Raw genomic sequence first — 22,307 nt, forward strand, 5'->3', positions numbered from 1 at the left:
TCCAGGGTGACCGTGAGTTTGGCGAGGTTCTTCCGGCGCCCGTCGAGCAACGACGTGTCGGTGTGGACGTCCGCGAGGACGTACGGCACGCCGACCTCGGCCCAGCCGAGGCCACGGACATACGGGAGCTCCAGCGCCAGGCTGGTCAAGCACGAGAATCCGATCTCAACCAGCTTCGGTCGACTGTCACCGGCACAGTCAACGCGCTCGGCGATCTGCCAGTGCTCCTTCCCGCTCGCCACCTGGCCCTCGAGGGCCATCAGGGGCCCGGCCCGACCTGACTCGACCGTCCCGCTCGAGAGGTCGACGACCTGCGTCTCGCCCCCATACTCGACCTCCAGGCTCGGAGTCGAACCCTCCGCCACACCTACTACGGCATGGCGGCCCTCGTCCGTCACGTCGTCCCCTGACGGAATCTCGATGCGATCAGGGCCGGCGTCCACCGTCAGGTGGATCGCGGACATCCCGCCCTCCAGCGCCTTGTTGGACAGGTCGGCCTGGGACATCGCCAGAAGAGCCTCACTGACGTCGGTGGGATAGACGGAAAGGTCGTCCAGCTCCCACTCGATTCCGATCAGTTCGGCGCCGTCAGCGGCTTCGAGGTCGGAGAAGGTGTACTTCGAACCGTCGTCGAGATACGCCATCTGCTCCTCGACGCGCAGCTTTAGAACTCCGCTGGGCAGGTACACCGAGATCGGGCGGTCTGCGGTCGGATCGTGCCCCTCGACGAATGTCTCGCCCACACCGAGAGTCTTGCCGTCGAACTCCTTCTCGGGATGTCCCCCGCAGCCCACGGTCACAGCCAGCAGAGCGGCGACGACACAGCCAGCGAACGAACCCCGAGCGTTCATGGGACGACATTAGCGTCGCGGGTGGTCTGGTCTCGTCAAGCTCGACCGGCGGGCTACGCGACCTTGTTCATCTCGCCCGAGTGCTCGATGTCCTCGTCGAGCTGGTGGCGGGCGTCGGGGTGGCCGTGGAAGTGCTGGTAGGAGTAGCCCAGGACGGCGAGGGCGATGACGCAGGAGCCGATGAGGGTGACGCCGGTCCAGGCACCGCCGAGGAGCCAGAAGGTGGCTTCGAGCGGCCACCAGTGCGGCGCCGGCGGGTTGATCAGGAAGATGACGCCGACGGCGGCGATGGAGAGCGCACCCAGGGTGGACAGGATGATCCGTGGCCAGGTCTCGACGCCCTCTGCAGCGCCTCGCAGCGCCCGGAGACGGACCGGCTCGACGAAGCGACGGGCCCAGGCGTACTGCCGAGACAGCACCGCGAGGCCGGCGAAGAGCATCAGCAGCCCTGGGCCCGGCAAAACCATCGCGGCGATCCCGGCGACCACGAGCAGCCACCCAGCGGTCTCGTAGGCGAGCCGCTTCGCTGCGGCTCCTGCGAGGGACTTCATACGGATAGCCTGCCATTCGGGGACAACCCCGAGAGCAACTAGGGGAATTTTACGAGAAGTCATGCGGCCAGGTCGTACTTGACGCCCTCAGGACTCGGGAACGTCAGCCACAGCACGGCGAGGACGATGTCACCGATCACCGGCACCACCAGGATCAGCTGCCACCACCCGGATCGGTTGACGTCGTGGAGCCGCCGCGCACCCAGCGCGATGGTCGGTACGAACACGGTCAGCGCATAGAGACCGACCACGATGCTCACCACCTCGTTGCGCGCCAGCACTACGAGGATGAGCGCGAGAAGGTTCACGAGCATCGGCCAGAGCAGCTCGGTGCGGCTGGCGCGACCCGAGAATGTCGCGTACTTCTTCCAGAACCGCGAGTACGCCTCGGTGATCGAGGCCGCTCGGAGCGGCTGGCTCAAGGGGATCGTCACGGGCAGGAACCTTAGGTGGGGACGTCGGCTACGTAAATGTCTGTCGGGGCATCTGGTCCGCATGTTGGCAAAGTCGATCTTCCCGCAGGAAACAGACGCATACGGAAACATAAGGGGCGGCGTACGGAAACATTCCGTACGCCGCCCCCGGCAGTTGTCTCTGAGCTCGACGGGATCGCCGAGCCCGACCACCGAGACGATCAGGCCTCGGCGGCCTCGTCGATGGCAGCCGCCACACGCTTGTGGGCCTCCCAGATCTCCTCCGGCAGGTTGAACTGCTTGAGGTGCTCCTCGCGGAAGCCCATCTCCTGCTTCCAACGCTCCAGGTCGAGGTTGAGGATCCGGTCGAGGTCCTCCTGCGGCAGGTCGAGTCCGCGCAGGTCGAGCTCGTCCTCGGTCGGGATGATGCCGACGGGGCTCGGCTGGCCCTTGACCTCACCCTTCTGGAACTGCTGCAGCCACAGCAGCGCGCGCACGTTCTCGCGGTAGCCGGGCCACAGGAAGTGACCGTCGTCGGCGTCGCGCTGGAACCAGTTGACGTGAGCGAAGACCGGCTTGACGGTGGCCTCGCCGATGATCTTCAGCCAGTGGCGGGCGTAGTCGCCCTCCTCGTAGGCGAGGAACGGACGCATCGACATCGGGTCGTAGCGCAGGACGCCCTCGAGGCCGTCGGCCGCGGCGGTCGCCTCGGCACCCAGGGTGAGGCCGTCGTAGACGCCCTCGGCCACGTCGGTGATCGCACGGATCAGCGGCTCGCGGTCACGAGTACGCCCACCGAAGATGATCGCGTCGACGGGTACGCCGGCCGCGTCGTCGAAGTCGGGCGCCGCGTTGGGCACGTGCGAGATCGGGGCGGTGAAGCGGGAGTTGGGGTGGGCCCAGGGCTCCCGGAGCTCGGAGTCGAGCCGGCTGGCGAGGCGCTCGCCCTTCCAGTCGATCCAGCCGTCGAGGTCGTCGGGGTGGTGCTTCGTGAGCCCCTCCCACCAGACCTCCTGGGTCTTCTCGTTGTAGGCGACGTTGGTGAAGATCGCACCCGAGCCCGGCAGGATCGCCTGGACGGCGCCCGGGTTGGTCTTCTCGTTGGTGTCCTTGGCGACGCCGAAGACGCCGTTCTCGGGGTTGAAGGCGCGGAGCTGGCCGTCCTCGCCGACCCAGATCCAAGCGATGTCGTCGCCGTAGAAGGCAACCTCGTAACGCTCACCGAGGGCGTCGGGCGAGAGCGTCATGGAGAGGTTGGTCTTGCCGCTGGCCGACGGGAAGCCACCGACGACGTGGAACTCCTCGCCGGTCTCCTTGTCCTTGATGCCCAGGAGCAGGAACTGCTCGGCGAGGAACTTGCCGGAGGCGCGGCCGTCGTAGCAGGCCTGGCGCAGGCCGTGGGCGATCTTGCCCAGCAGCGCGTTGCCGCCGTAGGAGGAGCCGAAGTGCAGGATCGTACGCTGGTCGGCGACCGTCGCGAAGAGACGCTGGTCCTTGTCGGTGCCCTGGCCGAGGTTGGGCAGGTCACCGGTCACGTGCACCGCACGGACGAAGGAGCTGGGGTCCGCGAGGTTGTTGATGTAGTCGATGCCGACGCGCGCCATCCGGATCATCTGCTGCACGACCGGGCGGCTGTCGGTGAGCTCGACACCCGCGGCGTACGCCTCCAGAGGCGAGCCGACCGGAGCCATCAGGTAGGGGATGACGTACATCGTCTTGCCCTTCGAGGCACCGGTCATCCGCTCGGTGAGCGTCTTGACGGTCTCCTCGGCCGGCTTCCAGTTGTTGTAGACGCCCTTGTCCTCCGGCTTGGAGGTGGCGACCACGGTGCGCTCCTCGGAGCGCGCGGTGTCCTTGCTGTAGGAACGGCTGTAGTAGCGGCCACCCGTCACCGGGAGAAGCTCGCCCGCCTCGAGGGACTCCTGAAGGAGCCGCTCGTCGTCGGCTGCGCTGACGACCTCGACCCGGTCAGCTCCGGTCACCCCTGCCCAGTACGAGACGTACTCGCGCACATGGGGATTCGTCAGCCCTGCCTCATCGAGGACCTTCTCCACGTCAACCATTCCGACACCCTTCAAAGTTTCGCCGATTGCAGGCACGTTACCGGACTTGAAGAACCCTTCAAGTGAGGTACCGTGCACCAGACTGAGTCATTGATCACCGACCTGGACAATTGATCGATCCAAGTGCCCAGGATGTTCCGAATGGGGGTCCTATGCCCGGCAGCATGCCGCTCTACGAGGCTAAGGCCGAGCTGTTCCGCACTCTCGGTCACCCCACCCGGATCAGGGTCCTCGAGCTCCTCCAGGATGGCCCGATGCCGGTGCGCGACCTGCTCACCGAGCTGGACCTGGAGGCCTCCAATCTTTCCCAGCAGCTCGCGGTGCTACGCCGTTCCGGCCTGGTCACATCCAGTCGGGAGGGCTCGATGGTCTTCTACGCGCTGAGCACTCCGGCGCTGGCCGACCTGCTCGCCGACGGCCGCTCCATCCTGGCCGCCAAGCTGCACACTTCGGAGGAGCTGCTCGCCGAGCTCCGCTCTGGAGTCTGAGTGATATTCGCCTCATTTCGATTGGCGTTCCGTAATGTGGATGTGACGCCGATGTCGCGTCGTGACACGTATTACATCTAAGGTTTCTCGAGTGATCCCCCAACACATCGCCGTTGAATTGTTTCAAGGCTCCATGACCGGCCCAGTGGGCGACTGATGGACCTCATTCTCGGGACCTTCGCCACCTCCTTCACCGGAGGCCTCTTTCCGGTCATCAACTTCGAGACCTACCTCGCGGTGGCCGCCTCGAACCTGACCTTCTCCGCCCTGATCCTCGCCCTGGTGGCGGGCGTCGGCCAGACCACCTCCAAGGTCGTCTGGTACTACGCCGGCCACGGCACCACCGCCCTCCCCTTCGTCCGCAAGAAGATGGCCTGCGAGAAGTGGCGGCTGCGGATGGAGAAGTGGGAGCGACGTACGCAGGGCCGACCCGCCTACGCAGGCGGGCTGCTCGCGGTAGCCGCTCTCAGCGGTCTGCCACCCCTGGCGATCCTCGCCGTGGTCTACGGCACGCTCAAGGCCAACCTGGTGCTGTTCGTCGCGATCACCTTCGTGGGCCGCGTACTTCGGTCCTGGATGATCCTCGAAGCCGCCGCGTTCGCGTGGGTCCGCACCTGACCGGTGGTCGAGCGGCCTGACCGGTGGTCGAGCTTGTCGAGACCCCCTGATCCAACTGGATCTAGGCTGTCCGCATGCCTCAACCAGCTGGATTCGTCGGAGCCACCGCCAACCTCGGCCTGAAGGAGGGCGCTGACGACTTCGCCGTCGTAGCCGCCCCCTCGGGCCCGGTCACGAGCGCAGCGGTCTTCACCCGATCCCGCTTCGCCGGCGCCTCGGTGCAGGTCAGCCGGGCCGAGGACGTCTCCGCCTATCGGGGCATGGTCACCGTCTCCAAGAACGCCAACGTCGCGACCGGCCCGGTGGGGCACGCCAACGCCTTGGACGTACGCCGCCTGGCGGCCGACGTCGTCGGCGTACGCCCCGAGGAGCTGCTGGTCGCCTCGACAGGCGTGATCGGTGTTCCGTACCCGATGGATGTGCTCACGCCGGCCATCGAGAAGCTCGCCGGCACCGCCGGCGAGGCCGACTTCGCGGCGGCCGCGGCGGCGATCATGACGACCGACACGATCGCCAAGATCGAGACCCGCAGCGTCGGCGGGGCGACGATCGTCGGGATCGCCAAGGGCGTCGGGATGATCGAGCCCAACATGGCCACGATGCTGACCTACTTCTTCAGCGACGCCGCGGTGCCTGCCGCCGACCTGGACGCCCTCTTCCGCCGGGTCGTCGACGTCACCTTCAACGCGGTCTCGATCGACACCGACACCTCCACCTCCGACTCGGCCGGCATCTTCTGCTCCGGCGCCGCCGGCCCGGTGGACCTCGGCGAGTTCGAGTCGGCGCTCCACAGCGCCGCCCTGGCCCTGGTCAAGAAGATCGCCTCCGACGGCGAAGGCGCCTCCAAGCTGATCTCGGTCTCCGTCACCGGTGCCCGCGACGACGCCCAGGCCAAGCTGGTCGGCAAGACGGTCGTCAACTCGCCGCTGGTCAAGACGGCCGTACACGGCGCCGACCCCAACTGGGGCCGCATCGCGATGGCCATCGGCAAGCTCCACGAGGAGACCGACATCTCCCCCGAGAACGTACGCATCTCCTTCGGCGGCGCCGAGACCTACCCGGTCCCGGTCTCCCCCGACCTGCTCGCCAGCCTGTCGGCCTACCTGACCGGCGACGAGATCTCGATCGAGATCGACCTCGGCATCGCCTCGGGTCAGTTCACCGTCTACGGCTGCGACCTCACCGACGGCTACATCCGCATCAACGCCGACTACACGACCTGACAGCCCGCCGAGTCGGCGCGTCTGCCCCACAATCAGACCCCGAGTCGGCGCAACCGCCCCAGATTCAGGACCCGGTGACGTCTCGACCTGCAGAACTGACGCCTCGGCCGGCACGGGTGACGTCTCGGCCTGCAGAAGTGACGCCTCGGCGGGTGGAGGCGGGGTCAGCCGGCGTGAGAGCGGTGGCCGGTGGTGGAGGCGAGGAGGGTCGAGGCGCGGCGTACGACCAGCTCGACCACGTCGGGGTGGGGGCCGATGACGTCGGCGACGACATCGGCGCCCGCGGCCGCCGAGCGGGTCCGGACCGCTTCGGAGAAGAAGCCGGGAGCGAGGAGGTAGGGCGAGACCGCGTCGCCGGGGCGTACGACCTGGTCGAGGGCCGGGGCGCCGGAGCCGGAGACGGTGGCGACCCGCACCGGACCACCCCAGGCGTCGGCCAGCAGCGTGCCGGCGGCCTCGATGTCGGCACGGGCAGCCGGATCGTTGGACCCGGCGGCTACGAGGACGACCGGCCGGCCCGGCGAGGCGCCCGCGGCGACCAGCCGGGACACCTGCGCAGAGGCGAGCATCGGGTCGGGGCCGAGCGGTGCTCCCAGGGTCACGGGCGCAGCGGCCGCGGCGACGGCGGCCGGCAGGTCGACGCGTACGTGATAGCCGGTCGACAACAACAACGGCACGACCAGCGTGGGCTGCCGGGTCGCCGCGACGACATCGGCGAAGAGCGGCTCACAGAGCTCGACGTACGCCGCCCTCGACTCCATCCGGAGCCGGCGCCCGGCCTGTTTGGCGATGATCGAGGCGACGGCGTTCCCAAGAAGACGCCGAGTCCCGTGTGCGACGACCACGAGCCCGGTCATCGGTGACCACTTCCCCACATGTGCGTGGAAGTTGCGAGGTCGGACGCCATGCGGGCCGCCACTTCCCCGCACATGCGCGATTCTGTCGGACGGATCACTGCGCCACCGCCAAGCGGTAGCCACGCTTGACCACTGTCTGGATCGCCTTCGTCCCGAGCACCGAGCGGAGGCGGGCGACCGCCATCTCGACGGCGTGCTCGGAGCCGGCGGTGCCGGAGGGGAGCATGGCGAGCAGGGCCTGACGGGAGACGACGTTGCCGGGGTTGGCCACCAACGCGCCCAGGACGGCGGCCGGCGCCGGGGAGAGCTTCACCTCGGCGCCGTCGAGGATCACCGCGTCGTCGTGCAGCAGCAGCTGGTGGCCGCCGGCGAGCTCGATGAGCAGTCCCTCGCGGCGCAGCGGCAGCTCGGTCTCGAGCAGCTTGACCATCGCGGCGGTCCGCGATCGGTCGGGGATCGTCGTGGGTACGCCCCACATCTCGAAGGCGGCAGCGGTCACCGGGCCGACGCAGGCAGCGACGACGTCGGCCTGGAACGCCGCCACGACCTCGTCGCGCAGACCCACGGACCCGGCAGCCTGCATGAACGCCGCCACGGCGGGTGCGGAGGTGAAGGTGACTGCGTCCAGCTCGCCGTCGGCCAGCGTCTCGACCAGGCGGAACATCGGCTCCGGGTCGGAGGCAGACTCGACCCGGTAGACGACCACGTTGATCACCTCGGCGCCCTGCCGGGTCAGCGCGTGCACGACCAACGACAGCGACTGCCCGTGCTCCTGCACCACGATCCGCTTGCCGGTGAGGTCGCGGCCACGCAGGTGCTCGAGTACGTCGTCGAACTCCTCCGACTCCGGCGCCCACAGCTCGCGCAGCCCACGCCGCCGCAGCGCCCCGACCGACTTCGGCCCGCGGGCCAGGATCTCGGCGCCGCCGAGCGTCTCCAGGAGCGGTTCGAGCAGTCCCCACTCCTCGACGGCGTCGAACCACGTACGTGTCCCGATGCCGGTGGTCGCCAGGAACATGTCGATCTTCTGACCGATGATCTGCTCGGTCACCGTACGCAGCGCGCCGGCGTCGACGCGGTTGGGGTCGACGGAGAGCGCGGGCGCCCACACCACATGAGCCCCGCGCCGCTCGAGCAGGTTGATCTGCTCCTCGGCCTTCCGCGCCGCGGTCACCCCGACGCGGAAGCCGCTCAGCGCGCCACTGTCCACGTCTGAATCGTAGATCTCCTGCGCCATCTGCACTGCCATGGATCCACCCTGCGGCAATCGCATTTCGCCATACGCAGGCCGCCCGAATCGTAGGGGCTAACTTTCCCTCACAGCCTCACAGTGCTTCTTCGCTGCGGAGCTCGTCGCGACCGGGCTCGTCGCGACCGGCCCATCGGAACGCCCAGCCCAGCCCTCTTCCGCGCGAACGAATTTTCGTTCGCGGCGACAAGGGGCTACAGCTCGACGATGGGTCCCGGCGCACCTGGCCCCGAAGCGCCGCCCTGCGCAGCGGCCGGGTCGCGGTTCCATCGACCGGAGAGACCCGCCCCGACGAGGAGGGCCGCGGCGACCGGGCACAGGACGCTCGCGTAGGCGAGAGCCCCGATCTGGAGCAGGCGGATGCCGAAGAGGTCCGTCAGCTCCCACAGCGTCTGCTGGGAGAACATCGCCACCAGCCCGATCAGACCACAGAGTGCGCCGGCGACGAGCGGGCCGACACCTGCGATCCGGCCCGCGGCCGCAGCGGCGAGGAGCAGCAGCACACCCAGAAGCAGCAGGCCGATCCCCGCGACCGAGGATCCGAGCCTGACTGCTTCCGCGTACTGCACCGATCCGCCGGCCATCGCACACCCGAGACCCAGCAGCGTGAGCACGACAGAGCCGATCACGCTGACCCGGTGACGCTTCGGCCACGGCATCGAATCCACCTGTTGAAGCACGCCCGCAGATGATGCCTGCGCCCCGAGATCGCTCATGCCCTCACCCTAGTGGCGCGCCCGTCGGGCCGCCCGTCCCCCGGCGACCGTCTACCCCACCCGGCGGGCGCCGACCCGGATCTCACCGTCGACGAGGTCGACCTCGTACGTCGCGACCGAGACCGACGGGTCGTCGAGACACACTCCGGTCTCCAGTGAGAACGGCTGCTTGAGCAGCGGCGAGGCCACGAACGGCACGTCGCCGCGGGTGCCGAGGATCCCCCGGGCCAGGACCGAGGCGTGACCGAAGGGGTCGAAGTTCGACAACGCGAAGATCCGGTCGTCGACGGTCCGGAAGACGGCGACCACCTCGCCCCGCACCAGCGCGGCGATGCCCGTCTCCGGGTCGATGTCGTCGAGGCGACAGACGGTGATGTACGTAGCGGTCTGGGTCATCGCGCCTGCTCCATCGTGTGCTCGTCGGCGCTCGGCCGGCCGATCGGGATCGTGGATCCGAGCTCGACCGGCCCGTCGGCGACGTCCGGGACGATCTGGCCACGGGTGGACCCGAAGGAGATGTTGGGGTCCGGGATGTCCGGAGCGTTGACGAAGGAGACGAACCGCTTCAGCTTCTCCGGGTCCTCGATCGTCGCCTTCCACTCGTCGAAGTAGCCGTCGACGTGCGTGGCCATCGCGGCCTCGAGCTCGGTGCCCAGGCCGAGGACGTCGTCGACCACGACCTCACGCACCCGGTCCAGGCCGTCGTCCAGGGAGTCGATCCAGGTCGAGGTGCGCTGGAGACGGTCGGCGGTGCGTACGTAGTACATGAGGAAGCGGTCGAGGTAGCTGACCAGCTCCTCGGTGCTCAGGTCACCGGCGAGCAACTGAGCGTGGGCCGGGATGGCGCCACCGTTGCCCCCGACGTACAGGTTCCAGCCCTTCTCGGTCGCGATGACACCGAAGTCCTTCCCGCGGGCCTCCGCGCACTCGCGGGCGCACCCGGAGACGCCACCTTTGAGCTTGTGCGGCGAGCGCAGCCCGCGGTAGCGGGTCTCCAGCATGATCGCCAGCCCGACGGAGTCCTGGACGCCGTAGCGGCACCAGGTCGAGCCGACGCAGGACTTCACGGTACGCAGGGACTTCCCGTACGCATGGCCCGACTCGAACCCGGCGTCGACCAGGCGCTTCCAGATCGCGGGCAGGTCCTCCATCCGGGCGCCGAACATGTCGATGCGCTGGCCGCCGGTGATCTTGGTGTAGAGGCCGAACTCCTTGGCCACCTCACCGATCACGATCAGGCCCTCGGGAGTGACCTCGCCGCCGGGGATGCGCGGGACGACGGAGTAGGAGCCGTTCTTCTGGAGGTTGGCCAGGTAGGCGTCGTTGGTGTCCTGGAGCTTGCGGTTCTCCTTGGCCAGGACGTGCCCGTTGAGCTGACTGGCCAGGATCGACGCGACCGCGGGCTTGCACAGGTCGCAGCCGCGGCCGGTGCCGTGGGCCTCGATGATCTGGTCGAAGGTCTTGTAGCCGTGGATCAGCACCACGTCGAAGAGCTCGGCGCGGGTCATGGTGAAGTGCTCGCAGAGCGACGTGTCGACGGCCTTGCCCTGAGCGGTGAAGTAGTCCTCGACGATCTTCTTCACCTGCACCTTGCACGAGCCACAGGTGGAGCCGGCCTTGGTCTCCTTGGTGACGTCGGCGGCGCTCTCGCAGCCGTTGTCGACGGCCGCCTCGATGTCACCGCGGGTGACGTTGTTGCAGGAGCAGATCTGCGCCTCCGGCGGAAGCTGCAGTGAGCTGTGCCCTCCCCCACCGCCCGTGGTCTGGGGGAGGATCAGCTCCTCCGGGTTCTCCGGAAGCGTCATGCCCGAGGCGACCATGGGCCGGAGCAGGCCGTACGCGCTCGCGTCGCCGACCAGCACTCCGCCGAGCAGCCTGGTGCCGTCCTCGCTGATCACCAGCTTCTTGTAGACACCGGCGACGGCGTCGGAGTAGGTCAGCTCGAGGCACTCGTCGGTGGTGCCGTGCGCGTCACCGAAGCTCGCGACGTCGACACCGAGCAGCTTGAGCTTTGTCGACATATCGGCACCGGCGAACGTCCCGGCGCCACCCAGAAGGGCATCGGCGACGACCTCGGCCATGTCGTAGCCCGGGGCCACCAAGCCGTACATCTTCCCGCCCGGCGCCGCGCACTCTCCGACGGCCCACACGTGCGGGTCGGAGGACCGGCACTGCTCGTCGACCAACACCCCGCCGCGCTCGGCCAGGTCCAGGCCGGCCGCGCGGGCGAGCGCGTCGCGGGGGCGGATGCCGGCCGAGAAGACGAGCATGTCGATCGGAAGCGGCTCCTCGACGTCCTTGAACTTCAGCGCGCTGACCTTGCCGTCGAGGTGACCCCCGGCGTCCGCGTCGATCGCCTCCGGCAGGGCCGACTCGGTCATCACACCGGTGTGAACGGTGAGGCCGAGGTCGGTGATGTGCCGACCGAGCACACGGCCACCGGCCTCGTCGATCTGGACAGACATCAGCCGCGAGTTCATCTCGACCACATGGGTCTCGACACCGAGCTGGTGCAGCGCGTTCGCGGCCTCGAGCCCGAGCAGGCCACCGCCGATCACGGCCCCGGCCTTCGCGGTCTTCGCCGCTTCGCGGATCGCCTCGAGATCCTCGATCGTGCGGTAGACGAAGACGTTCCCGAGCTCCGAACCCGGCACCGGCGGCACGAACGGTGCCGCTCCGGTGGCGAGCACCAGCTCGTCGTACGCCATCTCCTCGCCGTCGCCCAGCATCACCGTCCGGGCGGCGGGGTCGATCTCGACGACGCTCGTGCCGGTGCGCAGCGTGACCCGCGGGTCCTCATACGTCCCGGAGGGCAGGAAGGAGAGTGCCTCGGCGCCGACCTCGAAGAAGCTGGTGAGGGCGACGCGGTCGTACGCCGGGCGTGGCTCCTCCCCGATCACCACGATGTCGTGGGTCTCGGTGAGGCCGCGCTCGACGGCGGCGGTCACGAAACGGTGGCCGACCATGCCGTGGCCGACGACGACGACCTTCTTGCGGAGGTGAGGGCTCATGACGGGGTTCCTTCCACTGAGCGCTTTCTGGGACTTGAGGCGAGGAGCAGGCGTACGGTCGGCGCGCAGCCGCCGCAGCCGGTGGTGGCGCGGGTGGTCTCGCGTACGTCCTCGAGGGAGTCGCAGGACCGGATCCGGCCGGCGCTGACGCCGGCACAGGCGCAGACCTCCGCGTCGTCGGGGAGCTGTACGCCGCTGCCCGAGCCGGCGGCGGCCGGTTCGGGCAGCAAAAGCTGCCCGGGCTCGTGTTCGCCGAGGACGGTCTGCCGGTCGAACGCCTGGGTGATCAGACCGACCCGGCTCAGGTCACCGACGAGGGCACCGGCGACGATTCGTCCGTCGCGGATGACCAGCTTGCGGTGGGTGCCCAGGATCGGGTTGGCGATCTCGACGACCTCTCCTGTCTCGTTCTCGGGCTCGCCGAGGACGCAGACGTCGAGGTCGGTGGCGCGCAGCCGGGCGACGACCCGGTGACCCTGATAGGTCGCGGGGTTGCCGGCGAGCACGTCGGCCAGCACCCCGGCCTGCTCCCAGGCCGGCGAGACGAAGCCGGTGGTGGTGCCGTCGTGCTCGGCGCAGTCGCCGATCGCGTAGACGCTCGGGTCGTCGACGCTGCGCAGCTGGTCGTCGACGACGACGCCGCGGCGCACCGTGAGATCGGCGCGGCGGGCCAGGTTGGCGCGAGGGCTGCCGCCGGCGGTGAGCACCACCAGGTCGGTCTCGAGGGTGTAGCCGTTGTCGAGCTTGAGCCCGTCGTCGGTCAGGCGGGTCGCGCGGGCGCCGAGGTAGACCTGGGTGCCGAGCTTGGCCATCGACCGTTTGAGCACCTTGCCCGCCGACGCGTCCACCTGGCTGTTGAGCAGGTGGTCACGGCCCTCGACGATCTCGGTCTCGACACCCCGGACCGCGAGCGCCCGGGCAACCTGCAGGCCGAGCAGGCCGCCACCGACGATCACCGCTCGCCTCGGCCGGTCGTGGAGGCTCTGTCGGTCGAGGAGGGCGAGCAGGCGCGCGCAGTCGTCGAGGCTGCGGAACGCCTGCACCCGCGGGTCCAGCGAGCCATCCATCCGCACCACGCCGCGGATCGGGGGCAGGCTCGGGATGCTCCCCGTGGCCAGGACGACCTGGTCATAGGGAACCGTCGTCCGGTCGGCGAGCTCCACCTCGTGGCGGTCACGGTGGATGTCCACGACGAGGCAGCCCAGCCGGAGATCGACTCCCCGCTCGGCGTACCACTGCCTCTCGCGCAGCGCGAGCGCCTCGGGACGGTGGGTGCCCTCGAGCACCGCGGAGAGAAGAATGCGGTTGTACGGAGCGTGCTGCTCCTCCGCGAGGACCGTCGTCTGGGGGCCGAGGCCGCGAGCGACCAGCCCCTCGACCAGCCGTGCCGCGGCCATCCCACCGCCGATGATGACGATCCGCTGTTGCTGCTCCTCGCGCTGCTGTAACACGTCGTTCGTAGTACTACTCGCCCTATCAGAACGACCGGATAGTCCTACGAACGACGTGTTACCCGCGATCGGTGCGCCGCTCATGCGCTCACCGCCGCGGCACAGACCTTGAACTCCGGCATTCGGCTCGACGGGTCGAGGGCGTCGTTGGTCAGCCTGTTCGCGCCGACCCAGTGGAACGGTACGAAGATCGTGTCGGGACGGATCGTGGTGACGACCCGGGCCGGCGCCTTCAGGTCGCCGCGCGGCGTGCGTACGACGACCGGGTCACCGTCGTGGGCGCCGACCCGGTCCGCGACCAGCGGGTGGAGCTCCACGAAGATCCCGCCGTCGGGGAGGTCCTTGATCCGTCGGGTCTGCGCGCCGGACTGGTACTGCGCGAGCACGCGGCCGGTGGTGAGGTGCAGGGGGTACGCAGCGGAGGGCTCCTCCGCCGGGCCGCTGTGGGTGACATCGACGAACCGGGCCCGGCCGTCGGCGTGGAAGAAGGTGTCGGCGAACAGGCGCGGCGTGCCCTCGCTGCCCTCCGGGCACGGCCAGAAGACACCGTCCTCCTCGCGGATCCGGGCATAGGTGATGCCGCTGTAGTCGGCCTTGCCACCTTTGGTGGCGGCCCTGAGCTCGGTGAAGATCTCCTCGGGATCGGTCGACCAGAGGGGCCCGCCGGATACGACGGGACGTTCTTGTCGGTCTACCGACGAGTAACCGGCAGATTCGTCCCGTCGTATCCCGGCCCGAGCCTCGAGGCGAGTGGCCAGGCCGGCGATCACGTCCAGGTCGGAACGTACGCCGTCGGGTGGGGTGACCGCGGCCTGCCGCAGGATGACCCGGCCCTCGAGGTTGGTCATGGTGCCGGTCTCCTCGGCCCACTGAGTGACCGGCAGCACGACGTCGGCCAGCGCGGCGGTCTCGCTCATCACCATGTCGGCCACGACGAGCAGGTCGAGCGCGGCCAGCCGGTCGGCGACATGCGTCGCATTGGGGGCGGAGACGACGATGTTGGACCCGAAGACCAGGAGGCTCTTGGGACCGTCCTCGGTGCCGAGCGCGTCGAGGAGCTCGTAGGCCGAGCGCCCCTTGCCGGGGATCGATGCCGGATCGATGCCCCACACCTCGGCGACGTGAGCACGCGCGGCGGGGTCGTCGATCATCCGGTAGCCCGGGAGCTGGTCGGCCTTCTGGCCGTGCTCGCGACCGCCCTGACCGTTGCCCTGCCCGGTCAGGCAGCCATAGCCGGCGTACGGACGGCCGGGCATGCCGAGCGCCAGCGCGACGTTGAGCCAGGCCAGCACGGTGGCCGTGCCCTGGGCGTGCTGCTCGGCGCCGCGGGCGGTCAGGACCATGACCTTCTCCGCGTTCACCAGCAACGAAGCGAGCTCACGCAGCTGCGCGGCCTCGACGCCACTGACCCGCTCGACCATCTCCGGCCACCACGCGGCCACCGAGCGGCGTACGTCCTGGAAGCCTGTGGTCCGCTCGGCGATGTAGTCCTCGTCGACCGCGCCTGCGGCGTCGAGGAGGTGGAGGACACCGAGCGCGAGGGGCAGGTCCGTGCCGGGTACGGGCTGGAGGAAGAGGTCGGCGCGCTCACCGGTCGGGGTCAGGCGCGGGTCGATGACGACGACCTTGCCGCCGTTCTCGCGCAGCCGGTCGAGGTGGCGGGCGGCCGGAGGCATGGTCTCGGCCAGGTTGGACCCGACGAGCACGCAGACGTCGGTCTGCTCGATGTCGGCGAGCGGGAACGGCAGCCCGCGGTCGACACCGAAGGCCTGGTTGCCGGCCGAGGCCGCCGAGCTCATGCACCAGCGGCCGTTGTAGTCGATCTGGGACGTGCCGAGCGCCACCCGGGCGAACTTCCCGAGCTGGTACGCCTTCTCGTTGGTCAGCCCGCCTCCGCCGAAGACGGCGTTGGCGTCAGCGCCATGGTCGACCCGCAGATCGGCGAGCCTCGAGGCGACCAGGTCGAGCGCCTCATCCCACTCGACCGCGCTCCACTCCCCCGTCGCCCGGTCGCGCACCATCGGCGTCGTCAGCCGCTCGCGGCTGCCGCGCAGCCCCGCCGCCGTCCACCCCTTGCGGCACAACGCCCCCTCGTCCTCGGGACTGTGCTGGTTCCGCTGCGCACGCACACCGACCTCGAGACGGGGCCCTTTGCGTGAAAGGGTCATCCCGCACTGCAAGCTGCAGTAAGGACAGTGGGTGTCGGTCACGCGTACTCACGCCGTTTCGGGTCGGGGGTGTGCGACCTCTACATTCCGGCGTCAACGTTTCGCACCGATCCGCTCCCCGTACCCCTTCCGTCAACTTCCGCTCACCACCTCACAACCCAGTCCTGCCGAGAAGTCACGTGTGCAGGCCGAGAAGTCACAAATGCAGGTCGAGTGGGCATCGCGGTGACTTCTCGGCCTGCAGAAGTGACGTTTCGGCCTGCAGAAGTGACTTCTCGGCCGGCGGGGGTGACTTCTCGGCCGGCAGGGGTGACGCCTCGGCCTGCGGGGGTGACGCCTCGGCGATCAGGGGGTACGTCGCCGGAGGGTCGCCGAGCCGAGAGCGAGACCGGCGACGACGAACCCTGCGACGACCGCGAGATCGGTCCAGACATCACCGGTGTCGGTGGAGGTGACCAGGTGGGTCATGGCGTCGACGGCGTAGGAGAGCGGGAGTACGTCGGAGATGGCCTCCAAGATCCCCGGCAGCGATTCCCGCGGCACCAGCAGGCCGCACAGCAGGATCTGCGGGACCACCACGGCGGGCATGAACTGGACGGCCTGGAACTCGGTGGCGGCGAAGGCCGAGACGAGGAGCCCGAGGGCGGTGCCGAGGACGGCGTCGACGATCGCGACCACGACGAGCAGGATCACCGAGCCGGTGATCTCCAGGCCGAGAAGACCTACGCTGACCCCGACCGCCACGCCCGACTGGACGGCGGCGAGGACCCCGAAGGCCAGCGCATAGCCCAGCAGGAAGTCTCCCTTGCCCAGCGGCATCGCGAGCAGCCGCTCGAGGGTTCCCGAGGAGCGTTCGCGCAGCGTGGTCACCGAGGTGACCAGGAACATCACGATGAACGGGAAGATCGCCAGCAGGGCCGGGCCGATGCGGTCGAAGATCGGCGCCGGCGAGTCCTCATACATCCACCACAGCAACGTCATCAGCAGCGTCGGGAGGACGACCAGCATCACCAGGGTGCGGTGGTCGCGCCGGATCTGGGCAAGCACCCTCCCGGTCACAGCCAACGTTCGCCGAATACTCATGCCGCCGCCTCCGTAGCGAAGGTCGAAGAATACGGAACCGGCGGCCTGAGGCTTATTGCCGCTCGCTGACGCTCGCTCACGCCGCCGCCTCCTTCACCAACGCGAGGAACGCCTGCTCGATGTCGTCGGCGTTCGCCTTCTGCTTGATCTCGGCCGGGCTCCCGTCGGCGAGGATCGCTCCCTCGCGCATCAGCAGCAGCCGGTCGCAGCGCTCGGCCTCGTCCATCACGTGGCTCGACACGATCACCCCCGCGCCCGCGGCGGCCAGGTCCCGGAAGGTGCCCCACAGCTGCTCCCGCAGCACGGGGTCGAGCCCGACGGTCGGCTCGTCGAGCACCAGCAGGTCCGGCGATCCGAGCAACGCGGCAGCCAACGAGACCCGCGATCGCTGGCCACCGGAGAGATCGCGTACGACCTGGTCCTGGTGTGACACGAGATCGACCGTCTCGACGGCCTCCGAGACCGACGACAGGGGCGCGCCGAGCACCCGCGCGAAGAACCTCAGATTCTCGGTGACGGTCAGATCGTCGTAGACGCTCGCCGCCTGGGTGACGTAGCCGATCCGCGGCCGCAGCGAAGCCGAACCGGCCGGGCTGCCGAGCACGGAGAGAGTCCCGGTGACCTTCGCCTGGACGCCGACCAGCGCCCGCATCAGGGTCGTCTTGCCGCACCCCGACGGTCCGAGCAGCCCGGTCACCTCCCCGGCCCGGATGGAGAAGTCGAGGTCATGGAGCACCTCACGCTTCCCGCGTACGACTCGGAGGCCGGACGCCTCCACCACGTTATTCATCATATGATGAATTTCCCATGCATGACGCCCGCTGCGCAACCCCCAGATCGGATCAGATCGGCCCGCTCAGGTAGCCCTGGATCACGGGCGCGTAGACGTCCACCAGCCATTCCGGGCTCGCCGAGGCGAGCGGCTCGATCCGGGCCAGATAGCGCATCAGGACCATGCCGAACATCTGCGAGGCGACCAGCGCCATCCGTTCCTCGGGGCGGTCGATCCCGAGAGCCGTGCCGAGCGGTTGCAGCACCATCCGGGAAAATCCGTCGTTGATGAGCCGCTGCCCTCCCGGGTCGAGCACCCCTCGCGCGACGGCCACCAGCGGCGTACGCGACTCCTCGTCGTCCCACACCGACAGGAACAGTCGCACCAGCCGCTCCCCCGCGCCGTCGACGCCGCCTTCGGCCACGATCGGCAACACCTCCCGCGGGTCGACCCGCAGCTCGAGCGCGGCCACGAAGAGGTCCTCCTTGGTGCCGAAGTAGTGGTGCACGAGGGAGGAGTCGACCCCGGCGTCGGTCGCGATCCCACGGACGGAGGTCGCGGCGTACCCCTGCTGCGCGAAGCGCTGTCTCGCCGCCGCCAGGATCGCCGCCCGCGTGTCCGGCGAGCCGGGCCTGCGTCCTCGCCGAGGTGCCGTGGTGCTCATGGGGCCACGTTAACGTGGTCCTCCGAAGTTCACTAAGCATGCATAATTTCACACTTAGCTGCGCTAAAGTGGTGATAATTCCGACTTAAGGCGGTTTTCGGTGCTTAACCAGGACGTCATCTTCTCCGGGGACATGGCTGCGAGCACACTGTCGAAGCTGGTGGCACGAGGCGAGCTGAATCGCATAGCGCCCGGGGTCTACCTCCGAGCAACCGACGACCCCGCGAAGGTGGTGCGATCCAGGATCACCGAGATCGCGGCCAGGCTCCTGCCCGGATCAGTGATCACCGACCGATCGGCGCCGACCAGCAGGCCGGTCGACGGCATCCTGTACGTCGCTCGCGAAGCAGCCCCGCGAGACGTAGCGCTCCCCGGTCTCACGATCCGTGCACGCCGAGGTCGCGGACCCCAACCGGACGACATCGCCCTCCCCGGCGACATCCACCGGGCCTCGACGGCACGGGGGCTCGCGGAGAACTGCCTGGAGTCACGCGCCAGGGCCGGCGCGACACCACGCACCCTCTCCGAGGCCGAGCTCGGCGACTGGATCGACCGGTTGTGCCGCACCGACGGCGAGGACCGACTCCAGGGCTACCGCCGCCGAGCCGAGGAGCTCGCCGAGACGCTGGGCGTCCCTCCGAAACGCCTCGAGACCATGCGTACGCTGATCGGCATCGCGCTGGGCACGAACAACGCGCGCACCGACAACCCCAACCTGACCGCGCGCCGATCGGGACAGTCCGTCGACCAGGCTCGTGTCCAGCGGTTCGAACGCCTCATCGAGGCCCTGCGCAGCGCGGCGCCACAGAGCCGCCCAGCACCTGACGCCGCAGCCGTTGCGTACGAGCCCTTCGCCGAGGCGTACTTCTCCAACTTCATCGAAGGCACGGAGTTCGAGTTCGACGAGGCCGCCCGGATCGTCTTCGACGGCGAGATTCCCGAGCAGCGCCCCGAGGACGCCCACGACGTCCTCGGCACTCACCGGCTGCTCGCCGACCCGATCGAGATGACCCACGTCCCGACCGACGAGGCAGACTTCATCGAGACGCTGCAGCGTCGCCACCAGCGGATCATGGAGGGTCGCCCGTCCGTCGGGCCCGGCGTGCTCAAGACCATGCGCAACCAGGCCGGGGCGACGCTCTTCGTCGAGCCCACTCTGGTCGAGGGCACGCTCGCGGCCGGCTTCCGGCTGCGCTCCGAGCTCGACACGGCCTGGGAGCGCGCCGTCTACCTGTGTTTCGTGGTCTCCGAGGTGCACCCGTTCAACGACGGCAACGGACGCGTTGCGCGCGCGACCATGTCGGCCGAGCTCTACGCCGGTGGTCAGAGTCGGATCATCATCCCGACGGTCTTCCGCGACGACTACCTCGACGGTCTCCGCGAGCTCTCCCGACGCGACCGACCCGAGGTGTACATCAAGGCGATGAGGTACGCCCAGGACTTCACCGCCTCGCTCGACTTCTCCGACTACCTGTCGATGAAGGCACAGCTCCAGGAGACGTACGCCTTCGAGGAGCCGAACAGCCCGAACCGGCTCCGCCTCCTCGGGCGCCGGCAGACTTCGCCGGCCGCCCCGTGGCGCCGCTAGCCGCCGCGCTCCGGGCGAGACTCAGCCCGGCGCAGCCATGCCGAGGGGCGACCGACGACCCACTCGAGCGGCCCGGGGCGACCCCAGGCGGTGACGGCGGCGCCGATGGCGAGCACGACGAGCACATGGAAGACGTACGTCCCGGGCCGCTCCGGCGGCCAGACGGCACCGGTCATCATCACCACGTGCAGCGTGTAGAGGGTGAGCGTCATGGTGCCGGCGCCGAACAGCACGGCGAGCCCGGTGCGCCAGCGCTCACGCAGGCGTAGCGAGATCATCTGGCACGCTCCGATGGCGAACATCGAGCTGCCGATGGTCTGCGCCAGGTCGAACGGCGTGGTCGAGTGCGGCGCGACGACGAGCAGCCATTGCCAGCCGCCGTCGACCGGGGTCTGCCCGTAGAGACCGAAGCTCATCTTGGTGAGCGCACCGTCGATGTCGAGCCCGGGGTGGGTACGCAGCAGCTCCTCGGCGACCGACGGCATCCGGGTCAGCCTGCCCGAGAGCCAGGTCGCGGAGAGGGACACGATGATGCCACTCGTCCAGACCATGTCGACCACGATCCTGTTGCGCAGGTCGATGCGGCCGATCGCCATCCCGATGAGCAGGTACGCCAGCCACGGCACCGCCGGGTAGTAGCCGGTGAAGAGCAGCTCGGCGAGCAGCCGTCCGGGCTCGAGCAGCTGCGCGGGGTCCGGGCTGGCGAACTGTCGCTCCGGCAGCAGCGGGCGGACGGCCATCGAGAGCAGCGGCCCCACCACGATCCAGACCACCCCGAGCAGCCACAGCCACCGCGCCCGCAGACCGAGGAACGGGAGACCGAGCAGGAACAGCACCCCGTAGTAGGTCAGGATGATCGCGATGTCGGTGCCCAGCGACCCGAGCACCAGCCCGATCGCGGCGATCAGCACGGCGCGTACGGCAAGCCCCAGCGCCCGGGTCCGGAGCACCGGCCCCCGCACGGGGGTCTGACGTCCGGTCATCAACGCCAGGCTCACCCCGGCCAGCACCGCGAAGAGTGCCGCGGACCGCCCACCGGCCAGGGCCTGCACCCTGGTCAGCTCGCCCGAGGCGTCGACGGGGTCGAGCACGTGGGTCGCCATCATCCCCAGCAGCGCCAGGCACCGCGCCACGTCGACACCGACGAGACGCGTCGAGAGGCGGTCGGAGAGCGCTGAGCTCGGGCCAAGGACGGACATCGTCCCCCAGAGTAGAGATATCTCACGCACCCGGCGCCTTCACCCACGCACAACCGCTGCTTTACCGTGAGAACGATGTCCGCTGATGCCTCTCTGACCCGCGACTGGGAGGGACACGACGTCGGCAGCCCGGGCTACCGGCGCATCCTGATCGGCCTCTTCGCGGCCGGGATCGCGGCGTTCGGCCAGATGTACTCCACCCAGGGCATCCTCCCCACCCTCGCGCACGCACTCGAGGTCAACGAGGCCTCCGCCGCGCTCACCGTCTCCACCGCCACCCTCGGCCTGGCCGCCAGCGTCCTCGGCTGGTCGTGGCTCGCCGACCGCATCGGCCGGGCGCCGGCGATGAAGATCGCGCTCTCCATCTCCCTGGTCCTCGGCCTCCTCACCCCGCTCGCCCCGGGCTTCACCACCCTCCTCGTGCTGCGTGTCCTCGAAGGCATCGCGCTCGGCGGCGTGCCCGCCCTCGCCGTCGCCTACCTGGCCGAGGAGATCCACGTACGCCACGTCAGCGTCGCCGCGGCCATCTACATCTCCGGCACCACCGTCGGCGGCCTCCTGGGCCGAGTCGTCACCGGCCCGTTCGCCGACCTCGGCGGCTGGCGCCTGGGCGTCACCTCGGGCGGCGTCCTCTCCGCGATCGCCGCGATCATCGCCATCACCCTGATCCCTCGGGCGCAGGGCTGGTCCCGACCGACCGGCAAGCCGACCACCTCCGTACGCCAGGGCGTGATCGCCAACCTTCGCGACCCGGGCATGCTCGTGCTCTACGGGCAGGCCGCCCTCCTGATGGGTGGGTTCGTGGCGACGTACAACTATCTGGGTTTCCGCCTCGAACGCGAGCCCTTCGGGCTGCCGGTGGCGATCTCGAGCCAGATCTTCTTCGCCTATCTCGGCGGCACGATCTCGTCCTCGGTCGCCGGCCGGATGGCGGCGAAGCACGGCCGGCGAAAAGTGATGCTGACCTGCGTGATCATCATGATCTTCGGGGTCACGATGACCTTCCCCGACAATCTCGTCATGGTCCTGACCGGCCTCCTGGTGCTCACCACCGGCTTCTTCGCCGTCCACGGCGTCGCCTCCGGGTGGGTCGGCGCCCGCGCGCGGGTCGGGAAGGCCCAGGCGAGCGCCCTCTACAACCTGTTCTACTACGGCGGTTCGAGCCTCTTCGGGTGGCTGCTGGGCTATCTGTACGTCGTCGGCTGGTGGGGCATCGCCAGCGCCGTCATCGTCCTGGCCCTGATCTCGCTGACCTGGTCCTGGCTCGCCGCCCACGACTGAACCGACATCCGCCGTCCGAATGGTGAGGCCCACTTGGGGAACTGGGTATCCCACACGGGCA

General features: G+C 69.1%; 20 protein-coding genes. 5 read left to right on the plus strand and 15 right to left on the minus strand.

What is annotated here, in order from left to right; genetic code table 11:
• The 4 genes from ACRDPS_RS08860 to ACRDPS_RS08875 form a co-directional block, all read right to left on the minus strand.
• On the minus strand, nucleotides 1-851 hold an 851-nt coding region (locus ACRDPS_RS08860), incomplete at its 3' end, for a hypothetical protein (protein WP_431501259.1).
• A gap of 53 nt (nucleotides 852-904) precedes the next feature.
• Complete coding sequence (locus ACRDPS_RS08865; protein WP_431501260.1) at nucleotides 905-1,402, minus strand: PGPGW domain-containing protein; 498 nt, start codon at nucleotides 1,400-1,402, stop codon at nucleotides 905-907.
• A gap of 59 nt (nucleotides 1,403-1,461) precedes the next feature.
• Nucleotides 1,462-1,836, minus strand: coding sequence for a DUF805 domain-containing protein (locus ACRDPS_RS08870; protein WP_431501261.1), 375 nt, complete (start codon nucleotides 1,834-1,836; stop codon nucleotides 1,462-1,464).
• 200 nt (nucleotides 1,837-2,036) lie between these two features.
• On the minus strand, nucleotides 2,037-3,878 hold the full coding sequence (locus ACRDPS_RS08875) for a phosphoenolpyruvate carboxykinase (GTP) (protein WP_431501262.1): 1,842 nt from the start codon (nucleotides 3,876-3,878) through the stop codon (nucleotides 2,037-2,039).
• 164 nt (nucleotides 3,879-4,042) lie between these two features.
• Between ACRDPS_RS08875 and ACRDPS_RS08880 the strand changes: the two genes are divergently transcribed.
• The 3 genes from ACRDPS_RS08880 to argJ all read left to right on the plus strand — a co-directional run bounded on the left by ACRDPS_RS08880 (nucleotide 4,043) and on the right by argJ (nucleotide 6,207).
• The gene (locus ACRDPS_RS08880) at nucleotides 4,043-4,366 is read left to right on the plus strand and encodes an ArsR/SmtB family transcription factor (protein WP_431501263.1); all 324 of its coding nucleotides are present in this window, start codon (nucleotides 4,043-4,045) and stop codon (nucleotides 4,364-4,366) included.
• Nucleotides 4,367-4,522: 156 nt separating this feature from the next.
• The gene (locus ACRDPS_RS08885) at nucleotides 4,523-4,984 is read left to right on the plus strand and encodes a hypothetical protein (RefSeq protein ID WP_431501264.1); all 462 of its coding nucleotides are present in this window, start codon (nucleotides 4,523-4,525) and stop codon (nucleotides 4,982-4,984) included.
• Nucleotides 4,985-5,058: 74 nt separating this feature from the next.
• Complete coding sequence (gene argJ / locus ACRDPS_RS08890) at nucleotides 5,059-6,207, plus strand: bifunctional glutamate N-acetyltransferase/amino-acid acetyltransferase ArgJ (protein WP_431501265.1); 1,149 nt, start codon at nucleotides 5,059-5,061, stop codon at nucleotides 6,205-6,207.
• A gap of 164 nt (nucleotides 6,208-6,371) precedes the next feature.
• Here the strand turns inward: argJ and ACRDPS_RS08895 are convergent, their stop codons facing one another.
• The 10 genes from ACRDPS_RS08895 to ACRDPS_RS08940 form a co-directional block, all read right to left on the minus strand.
• Nucleotides 6,372-7,064, minus strand: a complete 693-nt coding sequence (locus ACRDPS_RS08895) for a sirohydrochlorin chelatase (RefSeq protein ID WP_431501266.1) — start codon at nucleotides 7,062-7,064, stop codon at nucleotides 6,372-6,374.
• Between the two features lie 94 nt (nucleotides 7,065-7,158).
• Entirely contained in the window at nucleotides 7,159-8,313 is a 1,155-nt protein-coding gene (locus ACRDPS_RS08900; protein WP_431501267.1) for a uroporphyrinogen-III synthase, read from the minus strand.
• A gap of 194 nt (nucleotides 8,314-8,507) precedes the next feature.
• Nucleotides 8,508-9,029: a hypothetical protein gene (locus tag ACRDPS_RS08905; protein WP_431501268.1), complete on the minus strand. Its 522-nt coding sequence runs from the start codon at nucleotides 9,027-9,029 to the stop codon at nucleotides 8,508-8,510.
• Nucleotides 9,030-9,080: 51 nt separating this feature from the next.
• Nucleotides 9,081-9,425, minus strand: a complete 345-nt coding sequence (nirD, locus tag ACRDPS_RS08910) for a nitrite reductase small subunit NirD (RefSeq protein WP_431501269.1) — start codon at nucleotides 9,423-9,425, stop codon at nucleotides 9,081-9,083.
• Complete coding sequence (gene nirB, locus ACRDPS_RS08915) at nucleotides 9,422-12,040, minus strand: nitrite reductase large subunit NirB (protein ID WP_431501270.1); 2,619 nt, start codon at nucleotides 12,038-12,040, stop codon at nucleotides 9,422-9,424. Before nirB ends, nirD begins: the two co-directional genes overlap by 4 nt.
• The gene (locus tag ACRDPS_RS08920; protein ID WP_431501271.1) at nucleotides 12,037-13,491 is read right to left on the minus strand and encodes an FAD-dependent oxidoreductase; all 1,455 of its coding nucleotides are present in this window, start codon (nucleotides 13,489-13,491) and stop codon (nucleotides 12,037-12,039) included. Before ACRDPS_RS08920 ends, nirB begins: the two co-directional genes overlap by 4 nt.
• Nucleotides 13,492-13,571: 80 nt before the next feature.
• Entirely contained in the window at nucleotides 13,572-15,701 is a 2,130-nt protein-coding gene (locus ACRDPS_RS08925; protein WP_431501272.1) for a molybdopterin oxidoreductase family protein, read from the minus strand.
• A gap of 303 nt (nucleotides 15,702-16,004) precedes the next feature.
• Nucleotides 16,005-16,742: an ABC transporter permease gene (locus tag ACRDPS_RS08930; protein ID WP_431501273.1), complete on the minus strand. Its 738-nt coding sequence runs from the start codon at nucleotides 16,740-16,742 to the stop codon at nucleotides 16,005-16,007.
• 76 nt (nucleotides 16,743-16,818) lie between these two features.
• Nucleotides 16,819-17,532: a heme ABC exporter ATP-binding protein CcmA gene (ccmA, locus tag ACRDPS_RS08935; RefSeq protein WP_431501274.1), complete on the minus strand. Its 714-nt coding sequence runs from the start codon at nucleotides 17,530-17,532 to the stop codon at nucleotides 16,819-16,821.
• A gap of 52 nt (nucleotides 17,533-17,584) precedes the next feature.
• Entirely contained in the window at nucleotides 17,585-18,178 is a 594-nt protein-coding gene (locus ACRDPS_RS08940; protein WP_431501275.1) for a TetR family transcriptional regulator, read from the minus strand.
• 100 nt (nucleotides 18,179-18,278) lie between these two features.
• Between ACRDPS_RS08940 and ACRDPS_RS08945 the strand changes: the two genes are divergently transcribed.
• Nucleotides 18,279-19,766, plus strand: a complete 1,488-nt coding sequence (locus tag ACRDPS_RS08945; RefSeq protein WP_431501276.1) for a Fic family protein — start codon at nucleotides 18,279-18,281, stop codon at nucleotides 19,764-19,766.
• On the opposite strand, the gene ACRDPS_RS08950 is transcribed toward ACRDPS_RS08945, so the two are convergent.
• Nucleotides 19,763-20,965 (minus strand): heparan-alpha-glucosaminide N-acetyltransferase domain-containing protein, encoded by a 1,203-nt coding sequence (locus ACRDPS_RS08950; protein ID WP_431501277.1) that lies wholly within the window; start codon nucleotides 20,963-20,965, stop codon nucleotides 19,763-19,765. The two genes, ACRDPS_RS08945 and ACRDPS_RS08950, sit on opposite strands and share 4 nt — an antisense overlap.
• Before the next feature lie 75 nt (nucleotides 20,966-21,040).
• Between ACRDPS_RS08950 and ACRDPS_RS08955 the strand changes: the two genes are divergently transcribed.
• The gene (locus ACRDPS_RS08955; protein WP_431501278.1) at nucleotides 21,041-22,246 is read left to right on the plus strand and encodes an MFS transporter; all 1,206 of its coding nucleotides are present in this window, start codon (nucleotides 21,041-21,043) and stop codon (nucleotides 22,244-22,246) included.
• Nucleotides 22,247-22,307 lie beyond the last annotated feature (61 nt).

This window comes from Nocardioides sp., from assembly GCF_050699375.1.
Taxonomy (GTDB): domain Bacteria; phylum Actinomycetota; class Actinomycetes; order Propionibacteriales; family Nocardioidaceae; genus Nocardioides.

Coding starts and splice junctions, on each gene's coding strand:
- ACRDPS_RS08865 (WP_431501260.1), bottom strand. CDS start 1,402: ATGAAGTCCCTCGCAGGAGCCGCAGCGAAGCGGCTCGCCTACGAGACC.
- ACRDPS_RS08875 (WP_431501262.1), bottom strand. CDS start 3,878: ATGGTTGACGTGGAGAAGGTCCTCGATGAGGCAGGGCTGACGAATCCC.
- ACRDPS_RS08880 (WP_431501263.1), top strand. CDS start 4,043: ATGCCGCTCTACGAGGCTAAGGCCGAGCTGTTCCGCACTCTCGGTCAC.
- ACRDPS_RS08885 (WP_431501264.1), top strand. CDS start 4,523: ATGGACCTCATTCTCGGGACCTTCGCCACCTCCTTCACCGGAGGCCTC.
- argJ (WP_431501265.1), top strand. CDS start 5,059: ATGCCTCAACCAGCTGGATTCGTCGGAGCCACCGCCAACCTCGGCCTG.
- ACRDPS_RS08895 (WP_431501266.1), bottom strand. CDS start 7,064: ATGACCGGGCTCGTGGTCGTCGCACACGGGACTCGGCGTCTTCTTGGG.
- ACRDPS_RS08900 (WP_431501267.1), bottom strand. CDS start 8,313: ATGGCAGTGCAGATGGCGCAGGAGATCTACGATTCAGACGTGGACAGT.
- ACRDPS_RS08905 (WP_431501268.1), bottom strand. CDS start 9,029: ATGAGCGATCTCGGGGCGCAGGCATCATCTGCGGGCGTGCTTCAACAG.
- nirD (WP_431501269.1), bottom strand. CDS start 9,425: ATGACCCAGACCGCTACGTACATCACCGTCTGTCGCCTCGACGACATC.
- nirB (WP_431501270.1), bottom strand. CDS start 12,040: ATGAGCCCTCACCTCCGCAAGAAGGTCGTCGTCGTCGGCCACGGCATG.
- ACRDPS_RS08930 (WP_431501273.1), bottom strand. CDS start 16,742: ATGAGTATTCGGCGAACGTTGGCTGTGACCGGGAGGGTGCTTGCCCAG.
- ccmA (WP_431501274.1), bottom strand. CDS start 17,532: ATGAATAACGTGGTGGAGGCGTCCGGCCTCCGAGTCGTACGCGGGAAG.
- ACRDPS_RS08940 (WP_431501275.1), bottom strand. CDS start 18,178: ATGAGCACCACGGCACCTCGGCGAGGACGCAGGCCCGGCTCGCCGGAC.
- ACRDPS_RS08950 (WP_431501277.1), bottom strand. CDS start 20,965: ATGTCCGTCCTTGGCCCGAGCTCAGCGCTCTCCGACCGCCTCTCGACG.
- ACRDPS_RS08955 (WP_431501278.1), top strand. CDS start 21,041: ATGTCCGCTGATGCCTCTCTGACCCGCGACTGGGAGGGACACGACGTC.